Annotated in this window: 14 protein-coding genes and 1 pseudogene; 7 read left to right on the forward strand and 8 right to left on the reverse strand. The window is 43.1% G+C overall.

Translation table 11 applies throughout. The features are described 5' to 3' along the window. The first annotated feature begins 86 nt into the window (after positions 1 to 86). From prfB to HWQ41_RS33740, 6 genes are all read left to right on the forward strand, one after another. Positions 87 to 1,209, forward strand: a protein-coding gene (gene prfB, locus HWQ41_RS33715) for a peptide chain release factor 2 (protein WP_292772560.1) whose coding sequence is annotated in 2 segments (ribosomal slippage) — positions 87 to 158 and positions 160 to 1,209 — 1,122 coding nt in all. Because the reading frame shifts where the segments join, the coding sequence is not laid out codon by codon here. Between the two features lie 559 nt (positions 1,210 to 1,768). Beyond that, positions 1,769 to 1,924, forward strand: a complete 156-nt coding sequence (locus tag HWQ41_RS33720) for a DUF3285 domain-containing protein (protein WP_104904774.1) — start codon at positions 1,769 to 1,771, stop codon at positions 1,922 to 1,924. Between the two features lie 39 nt (positions 1,925 to 1,963). Further along, positions 1,964 to 2,491, forward strand: coding sequence for an rRNA maturation RNase YbeY (gene ybeY / locus HWQ41_RS33725; RefSeq protein WP_292772657.1), 528 nt, complete (start codon positions 1,964 to 1,966; stop codon positions 2,489 to 2,491). Between the two features lie 153 nt (positions 2,492 to 2,644). Then, positions 2,645 to 3,100 carry a diacylglycerol kinase family protein gene (locus HWQ41_RS33730; RefSeq protein WP_292772562.1) on the forward strand — a complete coding sequence of 152 codons (456 nt, stop codon included), beginning with the start codon at positions 2,645 to 2,647 and terminating at the stop codon, positions 3,098 to 3,100. A gap of 372 nt (positions 3,101 to 3,472) precedes the next feature. Further along, the gene (locus tag HWQ41_RS33735; protein WP_292772564.1) at positions 3,473 to 4,072 is read left to right on the forward strand and encodes an aminodeoxychorismate/anthranilate synthase component II; all 600 of its coding nucleotides are present in this window, start codon (positions 3,473 to 3,475) and stop codon (positions 4,070 to 4,072) included. 3 nt (positions 4,073 to 4,075) lie between these two features. After that, positions 4,076 to 4,843 (forward strand): MBL fold metallo-hydrolase, encoded by a 768-nt coding sequence (locus tag HWQ41_RS33740; RefSeq protein WP_292772566.1) that lies wholly within the window; start codon positions 4,076 to 4,078, stop codon positions 4,841 to 4,843. A 61-nt stretch (positions 4,844 to 4,904) separates the two neighbouring features. Here the strand turns inward: HWQ41_RS33740 and HWQ41_RS33745 are convergent, their stop codons facing one another. After that, on the reverse strand, positions 4,905 to 6,146 hold the full coding sequence (locus HWQ41_RS33745) for a VCBS repeat-containing protein (RefSeq protein WP_292772567.1): 1,242 nt from the start codon (positions 6,144 to 6,146) through the stop codon (positions 4,905 to 4,907). 214 nt (positions 6,147 to 6,360) lie between these two features. Beyond that, positions 6,361 to 6,792, reverse strand: coding sequence for an NUDIX domain-containing protein (locus tag HWQ41_RS33750; protein ID WP_292772569.1), 432 nt, complete (start codon positions 6,790 to 6,792; stop codon positions 6,361 to 6,363). A 396-nt stretch (positions 6,793 to 7,188) separates the two neighbouring features. On the opposite strand from HWQ41_RS33750, the gene HWQ41_RS33755 reads away from it, so the two are divergent. Next, positions 7,189 to 8,499, forward strand: coding sequence for an aminopeptidase P N-terminal domain-containing protein (locus HWQ41_RS33755; RefSeq protein WP_292772571.1), 1,311 nt, complete (start codon positions 7,189 to 7,191; stop codon positions 8,497 to 8,499). A gap of 30 nt (positions 8,500 to 8,529) precedes the next feature. Here HWQ41_RS33755 and HWQ41_RS33760 read toward each other — a convergent pair whose 3' ends face one another. From HWQ41_RS33760 to ftsH2, 6 genes and pseudogenes are all read right to left on the reverse strand, one after another. Continuing rightward, positions 8,530 to 9,141 carry a hypothetical protein gene (locus HWQ41_RS33760; RefSeq protein ID WP_292772573.1) on the reverse strand — a complete coding sequence of 204 codons (612 nt, stop codon included), beginning with the start codon at positions 9,139 to 9,141 and terminating at the stop codon, positions 8,530 to 8,532. 264 nt (positions 9,142 to 9,405) lie between these two features. Beyond that, entirely contained in the window at positions 9,406 to 9,951 is a 546-nt protein-coding gene (locus HWQ41_RS33765) for a hypothetical protein (RefSeq protein ID WP_292772575.1), read from the reverse strand. Positions 9,952 to 10,015: 64 nt separating this feature from the next. Continuing rightward, positions 10,016 to 11,110, reverse strand: a pseudogene (locus HWQ41_RS33770) (ADP-ribosylglycohydrolase family protein); the annotation flags it as partial. A gap of 15 nt (positions 11,111 to 11,125) precedes the next feature. Next, the gene (locus tag HWQ41_RS33775) at positions 11,126 to 11,275 is read right to left on the reverse strand and encodes a hypothetical protein (protein ID WP_292772576.1); all 150 of its coding nucleotides are present in this window, start codon (positions 11,273 to 11,275) and stop codon (positions 11,126 to 11,128) included. Between the two features lie 71 nt (positions 11,276 to 11,346). Further along, complete coding sequence (locus HWQ41_RS33780) at positions 11,347 to 13,689, reverse strand: site-2 protease family protein (RefSeq protein WP_292772578.1); 2,343 nt, start codon at positions 13,687 to 13,689, stop codon at positions 11,347 to 11,349. A gap of 131 nt (positions 13,690 to 13,820) precedes the next feature. Further along, positions 13,821 to 15,707: an ATP-dependent zinc metalloprotease FtsH2 gene (ftsH2, locus tag HWQ41_RS33785; RefSeq protein ID WP_292772580.1), complete on the reverse strand. Its 1,887-nt coding sequence runs from the start codon at positions 15,705 to 15,707 to the stop codon at positions 13,821 to 13,823. Positions 15,708 to 15,913 lie beyond the last annotated feature (206 nt).

Here is a 15,913-nt window from a genome sequence, read left to right on the forward strand (position 1 = left end):
CAACTACAGCTAAAATCAAGAAACATAAGTAGAATAAAGAGCAATTTTCCAATCCAAAGCGCTCTATCTATCATTCAGCAAGCATTATGGATGTCCTAGAACTTAAACGCGAAATCGAAACGTTGTCTGGCCGCCTGGGTAAAACCCAGGACTATCTTTGACGTACCTGCACTGACAGCCAAAATTCAAGACCTCGAAAAAATATCCGCTCAACCAGAATTTTGGGATGACCAAACCCAAGCCCAAGAAACGCTACAAGAACTCAACGACCTGAAAGCCCACCTCCAGCAATACGATCGCTGGCACGCCAATCTCGAAGATACTAGGGCAGTTGTTGAGTTGTTGGAGTTAGAAACTGATGAGGCACTACTCCAAGAAGCCGAATCTACCATCACTAAACTGAATCGTGACCTGGATCAGTGGGAGTTACAACAGTTACTTTCTGGCCCCTATGATGCAGAAGGTGCTGTACTGACGATTAGTGCTGGTGCTGGTGGCACAGATGCTCAAGACTGGGCATTTATGCTGATGCGGATGTACACCCGTTGGGGCGAAGCTCACGGCTATAAGGTAACTTTAGCTGAAGAGTCGGAGGGTGATGAAGCCGGAATTAAATCGGCAACCTTAGAAATTACTGGTCGCTATGCCTATGGTTATTTGCGATCGGAGATGGGTACACATCGCTTAGTGCGGATTTCACCTTTTAATGCTAACGGCAAGCGACAAACCAGTTTTGCCGGGGTGGAAGTGATGCCACAGATAGATAACTCTGTGAAGTTGGATATTCCAGATAAGGATTTGGAAATCACCACAACTCGCTCTGGTGGTAAAGGTGGGCAGAATGTCAACAAAGTAGAAACGGCGGTGCGGATTGTTCACCTTCCCACCGGTCTTGCCGTTCGTTGTACAGAAGAGCGATCGCAACTGCAAAATAAAGAAAAAGCCCTAAATCGCCTCAAAGCAAAGCTGTTGGTCATCGCCAAGGAGCAACGTGCCCAAGAAATTGCCGAAATTCGTGGCGATATGGTGGAAGCTTCCTGGGGAAACCAAATCCGTAACTATGTGTTTCACCCTTACCAGATGGTGAAAGATTTACGTACAAATACAGAAACAACGGCGATTGGCGATGTGATGAACGGCGAATTTGATACATTCATCCAAGCTTATCTGCGTCAAGAAAATAAACTAGTAGAAAACACTCCGGCATAATTGGGAATTAGCAATCGGTACTAGGTAATTTTTTTACTATTAGGGACTGACAACAAATAAATTATCCAATCTTGTAGGGTGGGCCGAAAAGCCATTGGTGTCAAGTTAAGCCAAAACCCTTTTAAAACCTCGTTTCCAGCCTCTGGCTGGAAATGCACCTCATCGCGGCTCTGCCGCAAGTCTTGAGGCGGAGCCTCGCATTAGGCATTCCCAGTCGGAGACTCTTAACGAGACAAACGAGACAATCTTTAAAAGCTTGTTCTAGACTGGCTTTCACCTTAACTTGACACCTATGGCATCTTGCCCGCCTTTGGCTACGGGCCCTGGTGTCGCCCACCCCACAATAAGTAGTTAAGTATTTTTTTATTTGTCAGTCCCTTATTTAGTACCTTTAATTTATTTTCTCGTATTTAAAATTAGGGCGTAGGCGTAGCCCGTCGTAGACATCGCATAGCACCCCAGTGCCTTTTCAAAGAAATCCCTTAGCAATATACAGGCGATCGCAATTCTATCCCAGACCAACTGTTACAGTTATAAAAGAGTCTGTGGACAAATAACTATGAGCAACTCTCCTTCAACAGAACCTCAACCTAGCTACGTAAAACTTGCCATGCGAAACATGGTGCGGAAGGGTGGAACTTCCCTGAAACATTTTGCGTTGACTGCCGTAGGGCTTTTAGCTCTCCTTGTTGGTCTTGCTTACCTAACTCACTAACGACAAACCGTAAACCTCAGACTAGGAGACTATGTGCCCCTGAGAGTTGAACTATATGTGGAGGAGTATTTTTACGAGTTGTCCACGACAACATCTGTAAAGATTGGGGACACTCATGCCCGAATTACTCCTGAAACTTGGGAAAATTGGTTTAATCGCTGGTTGGAAATACTTCACCCTCATATTCCGCCAGCGCCAAGTTATGAAATCGGGCTGCGTTTGACAGATGACTCGCAAATTCAAGAACTGAATGCCCAGTATCGTGAACAAAATAAGCCCACAGACGTTTTAGCCTTTGCTGCTTTAGAGGTGGATTTTCCTCAAAGCGAAGAAATGCTTGCCTCTATACCATTATATTTAGGTGATATTATTGTGTCTGTAGATACAGCACAGCGTCAAGCTCAACAGCAGGAACATAGCTTACCAACTGAGCTAGCCTGGTTAGCTGCTCACGGTTTATTGCACCTGTTGGGCTGGGATCATCCTGATGAAGAAAGTTTGGGGCGAATGTTAGAACAGCAAGTGAAATTGCTGAACGCAATAGGTATTGCTATTGACATGGAATAGTAGTAGTTCATGTATCCCTTAGTGTTAATTTTGGCTAATACTTTTATAATACTTCTGTGGAAAATTGCCTAAAGATTGCCTCAAAGTTAATTCCGCCATTAAGATCGGCGAATATTCCCACTGTAGCAACTCTGTTCTTGTGTTTTTAAGTCTATGTCCCAAAAAATTTCTCCATCACCAACGCCCACCTCGTTACAAACACTGGTGACCAACGAACGGGAATTCTCCTGGAAGGTTGCTTCTAATTTATTTGTTAGTTTTAAATATGCCTGGGCTGGAATCAGCTATAGTTTTCAAACTCAACGGAATTTTCGCATCCACGTAAGTGTTTGCGCTTTAGCGATCGCTTTAAGCGTTTTTTTGCATCTGCAAGCGGTGGAAATAGCGGTAATTGGCATAACTAGTGGTTTAGTTTTGGCACTAGAGCTACTAAATACCGCGATCGAGTCCCTTGTGGACTTAACCGTTAAGCAGACATACCATGATTTGGCAAAAATTGCTAAAGATTGTGCGGCTGGTGCAGTCCTAGTCTCTGCTTTGGTAGCGGTGCTGGTAGCTGGTACGCTATTGCTCCCTCCTCTGGTAAGGTTAATTATATCGGCTTTGTAGATGTGATTTGCGTCACCGAACAGCCCAACCCAGGCATCGCCAAGTGACTCGGTAAGAGGATCACACTCTGTCCGATCCCTTTTGGAGAACACATTATTAGCAATTCCAAATTTAAGTAATGCGATGTCTACGACGGGCGTAGCTGCGGTGCCAAGCATCCTGGCTAAAGGGTTACAGTTATTAGAGCAGAAAGCCCACTCCTTCTAAGTGTGGGGACTTGATAATATTTAGGAAGTGGCTGGTCGTAGAGTAGCCGCTTTATATCTACGCATCCACGTTAGCGTTATTTTTATACCTAGCGAACAAATAGCATCAGATATTTGTCTATGCTTTTTGCAGATGATGAGTGGTAAAAACCAGGAGTGATGAGCTTTGATTATAGTTATCGACAATTACGACAGTTTTACATATAATTTAGTGCAATATCTGGGAGAATTAGCAGCAGAATTCCCAGTGGCAGATGATATTAAAGTTTTTCGTAACGACAAGATATCCATAGATGAGATTCGGGCATTAAAGCCGGAAGCCGTGGTTATTTCTCCTGGGCCTGGTCGCCCGGAAGATGCTGGCATTTCTTTAGAATTGATTGAACAGCTAGGCCAAGAGTTACCAATCTTGGGTGTCTGTTTGGGACATCAAAGCATTGGTCAAGTGTTCGGTGGTAAAATAATTCCTGCTCCAGAGTTGATGCATGGCAAAACCTCTCAGGTGTCTCACAGTGGGGTGGGGGTGTTCCGGGGATTAGAAAATCCTCTAACCGCCACCAGATATCATAGTTTGGTGATCGAACGTGAGACTTGCCCAGATGTGTTAGAAATCACCGCTTGGGTTGAAGATAACACCATTATGGGAGTCCGACACCGGAACTATCCTCACATTCAGGGCGTCCAGTTTCACCCAGAGAGTGTCCTGACATCTTCAGGAAAACAGTTATTGCGAAATTTTCTGGAACAGTTACAGTCGAGAGCATAATTAATGAAACGACGACAGTTGATGGGCTATGCTGGGGCGGGGTTGGTAACAGCTTTAGTTACTAACTTGGGTTCTGAATCTCAAGCTGACGCACAATCTAGCGGTTTATCAGTTCAGTGGTTGGGTCATACTTGCTTTCTTTTCACTGGTGGCGGTGCGAAAATTCTCGTCAATCCATTTCGGGCGATCGGCTGTACTGCTGGGTATCGTCCACCAAAAGTTGCAGCAGATTTAGTACTGATTAGCAGCCAACTGCTGGATGAAGGTGCTGTGGACGTACTACCGGGAAATCCAAAACTCATCTATGAACCCGGAGTTTATGAGTTCAAAGGCATTAAGTTCCAAGGAATTGCCATAGACCACGATCGCAAAGGTGGTAGGCAGTTTGGCTCAAATACCGCTTGGAGTTGGAAGCAAGGCGGAATTAATATCCTACATTTAGGGGGAGCTGCTGCACCCATTTCCATTGAGCAAAAAATCCTGATGGGACGTCCCGATGTGGCATTTATTCCTGTAGGAGGCAGTTCAAAAGCCTACAATGCTGAGGAAGCAAAGCAGGCGGTTCAAGTGTTAAATCCCAAGTTGGTGATTCCGACCCATTACCGGACACAGGCGGCTGATGCTGCTAAGTGCGATCTTTCGCCACTGGATGATTTTCTGACCTTGATGAAAGGTACGACAGTGCGGCGTAGCAATGGAGATAGTATTTCCATTAGCCCTAAAGATTTGCCGGAAAATAGTGTGATTCAGGTTTTGAGTTACAAGTTTTGAAGAGCAGGGGGAGCAGGGGAAGAATTCCTAACTCTTGACTCCTGACTTCTGAATTCTGATTTTAGAACGTATACCACTCTGGGGTAAGCTTATCGGCATCGCTGATCGGATTCGGAGTGGCTGTTGTCCCATCTATAGTCCAAATGGTGTCTGCACCTCCTGTCTGATCGCGCCAGTAGATGTCGGTCTTACCGTCGCCGTTGAAGTCGCCAAGGGATGGTGTCAAAGCTGCGTTATTAGTGGGTAGGAAAGCTTGAGTAGCAACTGTTGTACCATCCATCAACCAAGCGGTGTTCTCGCCAGTGGTGCTATTGTGCCAGAAGATGTCGGTCTTACCATCGCCGTTGAAATCGCCAATTTTAGAAGTCCAGGCTGGGTCAAGCGTCCCTAGAGCGCCCTCTGTGACTAAGATACCATTCATCGTCCAAACTTTGTTTTCACCTGTTTGAGCGTTTCTCCAGAGAATGTCAGTCTTATAGTCGCCGTTGAAATCACCAAAGGTAGGAGTCCAGGCAGCATCCTGTGATTGCAGCGCCAATTCAGTCTTTTGTGTGCCATCCATAAACCAGGCGGTGTCAGCACCGGTTGTCGGATTGCGCCAGAAAATGTCGCTCTTACCATTACCGTCAAAATCAACAATGCTAGGAGTTAGCGCTGGGTCTGTTTTATCTAAAACAGTTGCACTGAGAACTGTAGTGCCATCCATCTCCCAAATAGCGTTCTCACCAGTTGTAGCATTATGCCAGAAGATATCAGTTTTGCGATCGCCATTGAAATCGCCAATCTCAGGAGTCCAAGCTGGGTCAACGCTGGTTAAAGATGCCATACTAGCAACTTTTGTGCCATCCATTAGTACAATGCTATTGGCACCGGTTGTTTTATTGCGTAATAAGAAGTCGGTTTTGCCATCACCATTGAAGTCAGCAATTTTGTAATCATAGGCAGTTAGGTCGAATTTACCTAGAGAACCCTGTTCCAAAACTTTTGCTCCATCCATTAACCGAATGATAATCTCACCGGTTGTAGAATCGACCCAAACTTTATCCGTTTTGCCATCACCGTTAAAGTCAGGAGTAATCGCCGCACTAGTTATATAAGGATTAGGATTGGGATTTGCTGACGTTTTGATAGGCTGAGTCAACGGTTGGCTTTCTAGTGCTTGGGAGGAACTCTTATTCAAAAACCCCGAATCAAAATTTAAATTCTCAAAAGAAGATGTCAAGATTTGTGATTTTGCAAAAGAGTCTGATGCCCATCCAGATGTATTCAAAGTTAAGGGTGAGGAATTTGTATTTACAGACATGGGGTATTTTTATGATTGGTTGTCATATTTTTTTAACTTTTTTTGATAGTCTCTTTCTGTAACTAAATAACATTTACCAGGGTTTCAAGATTTCTTTATAACTATTTTTTATTTATTAATGTCATTCTTTAAAGATAAACATCTGTTTGTTTTAAACGATTACTATGAAATTTTCAAGTTCTATACAAGCAATTACAAAATATTTTGCTGTATTCTAGATTATTTTTATCTTGTGAACAAGCTTAGATAAAAAATAACCTTGACCACCAGCTAGACCTAAATCTGAGCCATCCAACCTAACCCAATAAAAATCAAAAGCTATAGAGTTTTTGCTAGTACTTGAATGCATTTCCCAATACCGCCAAGTAGATGGTGTAGGCTCAGTCAATTCGAGGTGATAAACGTAACGTTCTTGAATTTCGTCACGATAGGGAGCCATGTTGTATTCATAAATACCCAATAATTCAACACCAGATTCTTCATAAATTTCTCGCAGTACAGCTTCAGATGGCTCCTCACTTTCTTCAACTGTACCAGCAGGTACTTGCACGCCGGCTTCAGGAAACTCAGTATGTGTAAACACCATTAATTCATCTTTATTGGTCACGTAGGCTATCACTTTTTTTGTTGTGGTTTGAGTGGACATATTTTTTCCGGTGTATTGTTGAATTTCTGAACTAATCAGGACTTACGCAAAATAATGAAAAAACGAACCGCAAAGGACGCAAAGGACACAAAGGAATAAGAGTTTCAGACAGTTATTGCGTAAGTCCTACTAATAAAACTTATCAATGTTTAAAAACTTATTTCATTTCATAAATATCCTAAATCATTCGAGAAGAGCAAGATTTCCGAGTTATTTAAAAAGTAGGGAATCTGAGCCTTTCGAGATAATTGATTATTCTCCAAGGATTTATAGCTTGAGTTGAAACAAATATTGGTTAGAATAATTTAGATTAGCAACTATTAAGAGGCATGATCTGTGCATCCTCTAGTTGTAAAAAGTGTAAAATAACACAATATTTTCATAAATACATCAGCTATGCAAGCAGAATATCGGCAGCGTCGCGATCAGTTAATGGCAAAAATTGGTGATGGCACAGCCATTTTTCGCAGTGCGCCAATGGCAGTGATGCACAACGATGTCGAGTATGTTTATCGCCAAGACAGTGATTTTTTCTACCTGACTGGTTTTAACGAACCACAGGCAGTAGCAGTGTTAGCGCCGCATCATTCAGAACATCGGTTTGTGCTGTTTGTCCAACCGAAGGATCGCGAAAAGGAAGTATGGACTGGTTATCTCTCTGGGGTAGATGCAGCCAAGGAAATTTATGGTGCTGATGAAGCATACCCGATTAGCGAGTTAGATGAAAAGTTACCGCAGTATTTGGAGAAAGCCAGCCGCATTTACTATCACTTAGGACGCGATCGCGCTTTTAATGACCAAATCTTGGGACATTACCAAAGTTTGCTGCGGACTTATCCTAAGCGCGGTACAGGGCCGATCGCTATTGAAGATACTGGGACTGTCCTCAACAGCATGAGACTAATTAAAAGTGAAGCTGAATTGGAATTAATGCGTCAAGCAGTTGCGATCGCAACTGAAGCACACAATTACGCGCAAGAAATCGCTGCGCCCGGACGTTATGAGTATGAAATACAAGCGGAGATGGAACGCATCTTTCGAGTGCGAGGTGGGTTAGGCCCCGCTTATCCTTCGATTGTGGCTTCCGGTGTGAATGCTTGCGTACTGCACTACATTGAGAATAATCGTCAAATGCAGGATGGAGAATTACTGCTAATTGATGCCGGTTGTGCTTACGGTTATTACAACTCGGATATTACCCGGACATTTCCTGTTGGGGGTAAATTTACGCCAGAACAAAAGACGCTGTATGAGATTGTTTTGGAGGCACAAAAACAAGCGATCGCTCAAGTAAAACCAGGTAATCCCTTCAAATTAGTTCATGATACAGCAGTGCGCGTCCTCACGGAGGGTTTAGTCGAACTTGGCATTCTCAAAGGTGAAATTGATAAGTTAATTGAAGAAGAAAAATACAAACCATATTATATGCACCGCACCAGTCATTGGTTAGGTTTGGATGTCCATGATGTGGGAGTTTACCAGCACGGTGAAGATAAACCGCAGATTTTGCAACCAGGTCAAATTTTGACAGTGGAACCGGGACTATATATTGTGCCAGATACTAAACTAGCAGAAGACCAACCAGAGACTGATCCTCGATGGATTGGCATTGGTATTCGGATTGAGGATGATGTGTTAGTTACACCTGGGGGAAATGAGGTGTTAACTGCGGGAGTTCCCAAAGCAGTGGATGAACTGGAACGATAAAAAATGGGGATGGTACACACCATCCCCAAACTAAAATTGTGGACATGCCATCAAAGTCATTGCCAGAATTCCTAAGATTTTATCTATTTCTTTAATAAAGTAATCATTCTTATCGATAAAGATGGTATTGTCACAAAGTTTGAGAAATTTCCAATCTGTTCCTGTTGTGACTACACCATAAATTTCATTGATAATATTTCCTTGTTGTTGGTTAAACAATTGAGATGCAATCATTGTCGCAATGCATTGTCCTAAACCAGATTTGATACTTTCATTTTTAGCTTCTACAATAATCACCACAGGGCTAGTAATATCATATTGTTCTGGTGAACAACTGAGAAGAAAATCACAGCGTCCTTCTAAGCCTTTAGAAGCATCTACATTAAATTCTGAACCAGAAAATATACTAATTTGGTATTTAAAGAAGCGTTTAACTTCAATTAAAACAGGCATAATAATTAGTTCGGAACGAGCTTTTTCTGTATTTATTGCTGTCACCAAAGGTAGATGCTCAGAGAAAATCAAATTTAGATATTCACTAGGAGAAACTGCCTGTACATCCCCAAATAAATCTTGATTTTCAACAAAGATTAATTTAAAGTCGGTTTTTACTTTGCTAAGATTAAAGGCGCTGTACGGCATTGTATCATCTTGGGAGTAAAGTGCAATCCGATTCAGTTAAGGCTTAACTCTTTGTCAAAGTCAATTTTTTTAACGAACCGCAAAGGACGCAAAGAACGCAAAGGAAGAGAAGGAAGAGAAGGAAGAGAAGGAAGAGAAGGAAGAGAAGGAAGAGAAGGAAGAAATGCTTAACTGAACTGTACTGGAGTAAAATGCAGCGATGCCTACGACGGCAAGCTACGCAAGTTGCGGAAGCTCAGGAAATGAGTCTGATGATATTTCAGATCAAGAACAGCCCTCAACAAATTCAACTTCCGGCAATTTACCTGACCGAAACTGAGTAACACGTTTACCGTCAGTCTCGAATACCACACGATAGTTCTGGTTAGTACGGTCTTTCGGGATAAATGTCAAGTAGTGTCCGCCTTGGACGTATTTATGAGGTGTAACTTGAATTTGTCCTGGGTAGAGAGACTTGATTTGCGCTTCGGTGTCGCCAATTTTTGCACCTTTGAGGGTAGTAATCTGGGTATTCTGCCGCACATCTACTCTAGAAATGCGACCTTTTGTAACCATAAACAAAAGATTTTTGGGTTCGTTTTCTGGCTTAAGGTAGTAGCAACTGTTATTCGGCGAATCGCCAATTAGCTTAGTACCAGCAGCTTTTGCCGCTTGGGAAACAGTCATCCCAACTCTTACTTGTCCGATACCATTGATGAACAATTTCGATTGATTTGTCAGTTTTGCCTGTGCTACAACTGCGCCGACAGTTAGAGAAGAAACTGCCAAAGTTAAGGAAGCAAGAGTCAATAATTTAGCTTTACTATTCATAAATTGTGCGAATAAATGTGGCTAGATTATTCTATACAGTACCTGTGTTGTCAATTTCGGATTTTCAAGTTGTTGATTGGCGAAATTCTGATATTACTTCGATCAAACCAACGATATTGCGGTTGAACTCAGGTAAATCTTCCGCAGGTATCCAATATTCCTGATGTATAGAACCGCCTACAGTTTTTACGGAGTAGCGACTTAAAAACTCTGCACGCACCTGAAAACGTGTCACATAGCCGATGTATCCTGTGTCAGTACTTGCCGCATTCCAGTTACGGGCAATTTCTGCGGCGTATTCTTCGTTAAGTACTGGGTAAAAAATAGGCTGTTCAGGTAGTCGAGGAGGAAATTCGCGATCGCCACTTTCCTTAATCAAAGCCAGTTCTTTTGGCCCAGTGGGACGGAAGAGGGTGATTGTTTCTCTATCACCCTTGGGCAAAGGTTCTCGTGCTTGCAGCCATGCCGTGGGAATACCTGACACACCTGTAGATATTGCCACAATACCACCCGCGATCGCACATGTAGTATCTCTATCTCCCAAGCCACTTACAGTTAACCACAGTGCTTCTTCGTAGTTATCGAGGTGCTGGGCAGCACACCAAAGTGCAAAGGGGACTGTATCTTGTGCTGAGATATGAGTGCCATTTCCCAGTAGAGTAGCTGCTGATTGCACTGGTGTACTCTCCGACAAATCATAAGCAAGGCGGATTTTTGAACTTACCTCACTTTCTGGAACATAAGGTAAGACAAGGTTAAGAAACTCTTGCTTACTGGGTATATAACCTTGTAATCTCGCCGCCCAAGCAGCAGCAACTGCTACGGCAATTGCACCGGCGATCGCTTCTGGATGGGTGTGAGTGACTTCGGCACTAGAACGAGCTTGACTGACAACTAAATCCAGATCCTCAGCGAAGAACGCCCCAATGGGTGCAACCCGCATCGCCGCTCCATTACCATAGGAACCCTGTCCGCCAAACAGACTATTCGCCACCTGCTGCCAGGGTTCGCCATCCCGTATTCGCGTTAGCAGCCCGTGCATTGCTGCACCATAACCCCGTTCGCGATCGTATTTTTTGGCAAAGCTTTGTGCCAGATAATCTTGGTTAATTTCCCCATATTCTTGAAGAATTGTCACAATCGAAAGCGCCATTTGGGTGTCGTCGGTATAATTTCAAGGTGATGCTGGGATGGCACGCGCGACAATCAGATTTTCTGCCACATCTGGATGGAGAAAAAATCGCTCTCCAAAAGCATCGCCCACCGATAAACCCTCAAGGGAGTGTTGAGCGCGAATTAGGCGAAGATCGTTAGTTGTTGACATAAGTTATTAATAAATAATGCCTAATACCCCATTTCTATTTGTAATATCAAAGTCTGTTGTGTTGGTTTTTATCAACTATTTTCTTGCTCATCCATAGCTTTAAAAAGAGTATTTCCAGTTTGTTCATCTGCGTAGGTGTAGCCCGTCGTAGACATCGCTCCTTGATTATCTCCCAAATGACGACGAATTTGGCTACGCAATATATATGCTTCTGCTTCTTTAGGATTTAGCTGAATTACATAGTTAGCATCTGCGTAGGCGTAGCCCGTCGTAGACATCGCACCTTTGTAATCTTGGAGTTTTTGACGAGTATATCCACGAGAGATATAAGCGTAGGTATCTTTGGCATTCAATTTAATAATTTCGTTGTAATCAGCGATCGCTCCTTTATAGTCTTCCAGATGATTAAGAACTTGCGCTCGCTGGTAATAGACACCACTGACATTTTTGGGGTTAAGGCGCAAAATCTCGTTATAATCTTGAATCGCGCCTTTATAATCTTTTAATCTATTACGAAAGTTGGCACGAGTCATAAGAGATTCAAAATCGTGAGGTTTTAAGCGCACAATTTGGTCATAATCTGCTAGTGCGCCTTTATAGTCATGCAGTCCCAAACGCGCCCGCGATCGCTTGATATAAGCATTAACATCATTGGGATTTGTACGTAAAGCAGCAGTTGTAAGCTCAATTTGTTGTTGTCTATTTTTTCTGATCTGCTCAAGTCTTTGCTGAGGATTTTTAGAATAGTTAGTTAATAAACTTACCCAACTAGGAGTAATAGCTTGCAGAGTGCCTACCATTCCACCTAACAAGGTTACACAGTATATAACTAATAGAAAAACTCTAGTTTTCCATTTACTACGGGATTCGTACTGCTGTTGAATCAATCCCTTTACTAAGGCGTATCTTTTACTGAAAGGCAAGTTTCCATATCCGAATTGCTTCAGATACTTGAATATGAAATGCAGAAGATTATCCTGATCTATGGGTGGATTTAGTCGCAGTTCTTTTTGAAATTTCTGATTAATTTTAGCGGTGCGAAAGCTATTAGGGATGCCCATAGCTATCAACATCGCAAATAACAACATCATTGGTCTATCTTTTCCTAGAAATCCTAAGATAATCACACCAAAGACTTTAAATAAAACACCAATGTAAGGGAAACGAGAAAACAGCAGTAAATCAGCAATTTGTCCTCCATCTAGAGGATAAATCGGGAGGAGATTGAACAAATTTAGAAATATCAGCGTCCAACTTGTTTCTCGTACCCAATCACGATAAGCACTGCCGAAAGGTGCAAGGATCGCCAACCCAATCCCCAGAATTAACCCTGGTAATGGTCCTGCTAAAGATATCCAAAACTTTTGGGTGAGTGTGGCGTCATCTTTACGGGCAGTTGCTAAAGCGCCTAAAAACGGTACGAATAAAACAGAGGTGTCACGATAGCCAAACAGTTTCATCGCCAATAAATGTCCGCCTTCATGGAAAAATAGTACAGCGATGAAAATCACCACACTTTGTGGAGTAAGAAAGCTTGTATAACTGGCGATAAACAACCCTAGACTACCCAACAAAAGCCAAGTGCGAAATTTTTTACCCACCAGACCAGTTTGGGTATACTGCATTTGTTTAAATCCCTCTACTTCCAGTTCTATAGGGATTTCTTGTAAAATGCTGGAATCAGTTTTGGCTTGTTGTCTGCGTTGTTTGATGATATTTGCTGCTTTCTTGCTACCCTGCATCATCGGGTTAAGCGATCGCAGGACTGTTAACCAATGTATCTGAAATAACTCTGTTCCCTTGATTGGTGATATTTTCCCCGTCTTGGCTAAGTTACTAACATAGCCACTCATCTGTATCTGTAGTGCTTGAGTAAAAGACTCTGGTGATAAACCACAAGGTATTTTGCTGGTAGTTAATTGTTTGAGATGATCTTGATGAGTCTGCCATTGTACTGATACTTCGCTGGTATAAACATCCTGAACAATAGTGTTGGGAAACTCACCTATAAGTCCATGCTGTTTACCGTTGACAGTCAGCAATAAAGTTTTATCCTTAAAAAAGGTATAAAACTCTATATCGAATAAATTGACAGGTTCGACTAAACGACGAGTAACTACTGTGGCATAGCTTTTGAGTGCTTTGTTATATAAAAGAAGTTCCCAATTTGTTTGCTCATAGGCTTTGGTGATTGGTTGATATTGCAAATAGCTGCATGGAAGAAAGCCGAATTGCTCTAGTTCTTTAATGGGAGTTTGAAATAAATCTTTTAAATAGACAGGAACTGTATCAGCCTTTGTAATCTGGTACTTGGGATATTGAATCTGAGATTTACAAAGTAGTAAAAAGAGAATGAGATAGCGAATAACAATCACTAGAACGTAAATTGCGATCGGGTAGATTAGGTATTGCATAGCAATATCAAATTTTTAACTATGCTTAGTATTCCCTGAAACTAAATAAAATAGCTTAGTATTGCAAAATACCTAAAATAAATGGGTATAGCCTTTTGACCATACCCATTTCAGTAATTTTAGAACAGTGGTTACAGCTGCGGTACGTACTGCTGCTTCTCAGGAACTTCAGCGTACTCAGCCAGAATCTGGCGGAATTCTTCGCCGTCAATGGTTTCTTTTTCGATGAGCAGATCGACTAAGCGATCGGTGACAGTGCGATGATCGCGGATAAGCTTCTTAGCAGTGTCGTAGCACTGTTCAACAATTTCCCTAACTTGTCCATCAATGCGCGAGGCAATGGATTCGGAATACTCAGATCGGGTTGTCCAGTCACGACCCAAAAAGACTTCTCCCTGTTGGCTTTCTAAGGAAAGTGGGCCTAAGTTTGACATCCCGAACCGCGTCACCATTTGGCGTGCCATTCCCGACAACTGTTGTAAGTCTCCACCTGCACCAGTGGTAACTTCCGCAGCCCCAAAAATCACTTCTTCGGCAGCGCGACCACCCAAAGCACCAGTAATTCGAGCTTTTAACTGAGAACGAGAAATTAATCCCTGTTCTTCGTTGGGTGTAAACCAAGTCAAACCCTGTGCTTGTCCTCTTGGGATCAGCGTAACTTTCTGCACTGGGTCATGGTCTTTTAACAAAGTCCCAACTAAGGCGTGTCCAATTTCGTGGTAGGCAATTAAGCGCTTGCTCTTACTATCCACCAAAGGAGTACCTTCCATCCCTGCAACTACCCGATCCACCGCATCATCAATTTCGCGGAGGGTGATCGCTTCTTTGCGTCTTCTAGCAGTGAGAATTGCCGCTTCGTTGAGTAAGTTGGCTAAATCAGCACCAGTGAATCCGGGAGTGCGGCGAGCGATCGCATCCAAAGATACGCTAGTGTCTAGTTTCTTATTCCGCGCATGGACTTGCAAGATTTCCAAGCGCCCTTTGATATCGGGTGGATCGACTGTTACTTGTCGGTCAAAGCGACCCGGACGCAACAAGGCTGAGTCTAGTACGTCGGGACGGTTGGTAGCAGCAATAATAATGATGCCTGTATTACCTTCAAACCCGTCCATTTCGGTGAGCAATTGGTTGAGGGTTTGCTCTCTCTCATCATTACCGCCACCGATACCAGCACCCCGTTGGCGTCCTACAGCGTCGATTTCATCAATGAAGATGATACAAGGGGCGTTGTCTTTAGCTTTCTTGAACAAATCGCGGACGCGGGATGCACCCACACCAACGAACATTTCCACGAATTCCGAACCAGAAATACTGAAGAAAGGTACGCCTGCTTCCCCAGCGATCGCTTTTGCTAGTAAAGTTTTACCAGTTCCAGGAGGCCCAACTAACAGCACTCCCTTGGGAATCCGTGCGCCTACTGCGGTAAATCTTTCTGGCTGCTTGAGGAAGGTAACAACTTCTTGCAATTCTTCCTTAGCTTCTTCGATTCCGGCTACGTCGTCAAATTTCACCCCAGTTTTTGCCTCCATTTGGAAGCGGGCGCGGGATTTGCCGAAGTTCATCGCTTGACCTGGCCCGCCGGGGAGGTTGCTAGAACGCCGGAACAAAAAGAACAGCCCGGTAATCAATAAAACTGGAAAGACGAGATTGCCCAACAATCCCCAAATTGCGCCATCATTCCGCACGGGGTGAGCATCAAAACTAATGGCTTTTTCTTTGAGCTTGGTGATTACCTCAGGAGCGTTAACAGGCAAATCCACCCGCCATCTTTGGACACGATTTTCGATGTCTGGATCGCGGGCTTCTATAATTGCAGTCCTACCGCCTTCGTACAGATCCACGCTGGTGACGCGATCGCCGTCCAAGTATTCTAGAAAGCGACCATAGTTCATGCGGGTATTGGCTGTATTCTTACTCATGTCGGCAGGAGCGCCTGCAAAGGCCCCTTGCCAGAAGAAAAAGCCAATTACCAAAGCCGGCAATGTCCAGAGTACTAGGACTTTCCAGGAGAATTTCATGTTAATTTGCCTCTAGATGCCTATACAACTCATCAGCTTTAGCAACCGAATGTTGATCACTCTGTCACTTTCAGCTGTGAAACGGATGTTTATAAATCCATTTTGTTTAATTTGATCTCTTATATGCACTCCCATAGAGCGATCGGCGCATTATGGCGATGCCAACAAGAATCTTAATCAAAGTTAACTTAATTTTAATACAATAT

This window comes from Nostoc sp. NOS(2021), from assembly GCF_017115025.1.
Lineage (GTDB): Bacteria > Cyanobacteriota > Cyanobacteriia > Cyanobacteriales > Nostocaceae > Nostoc.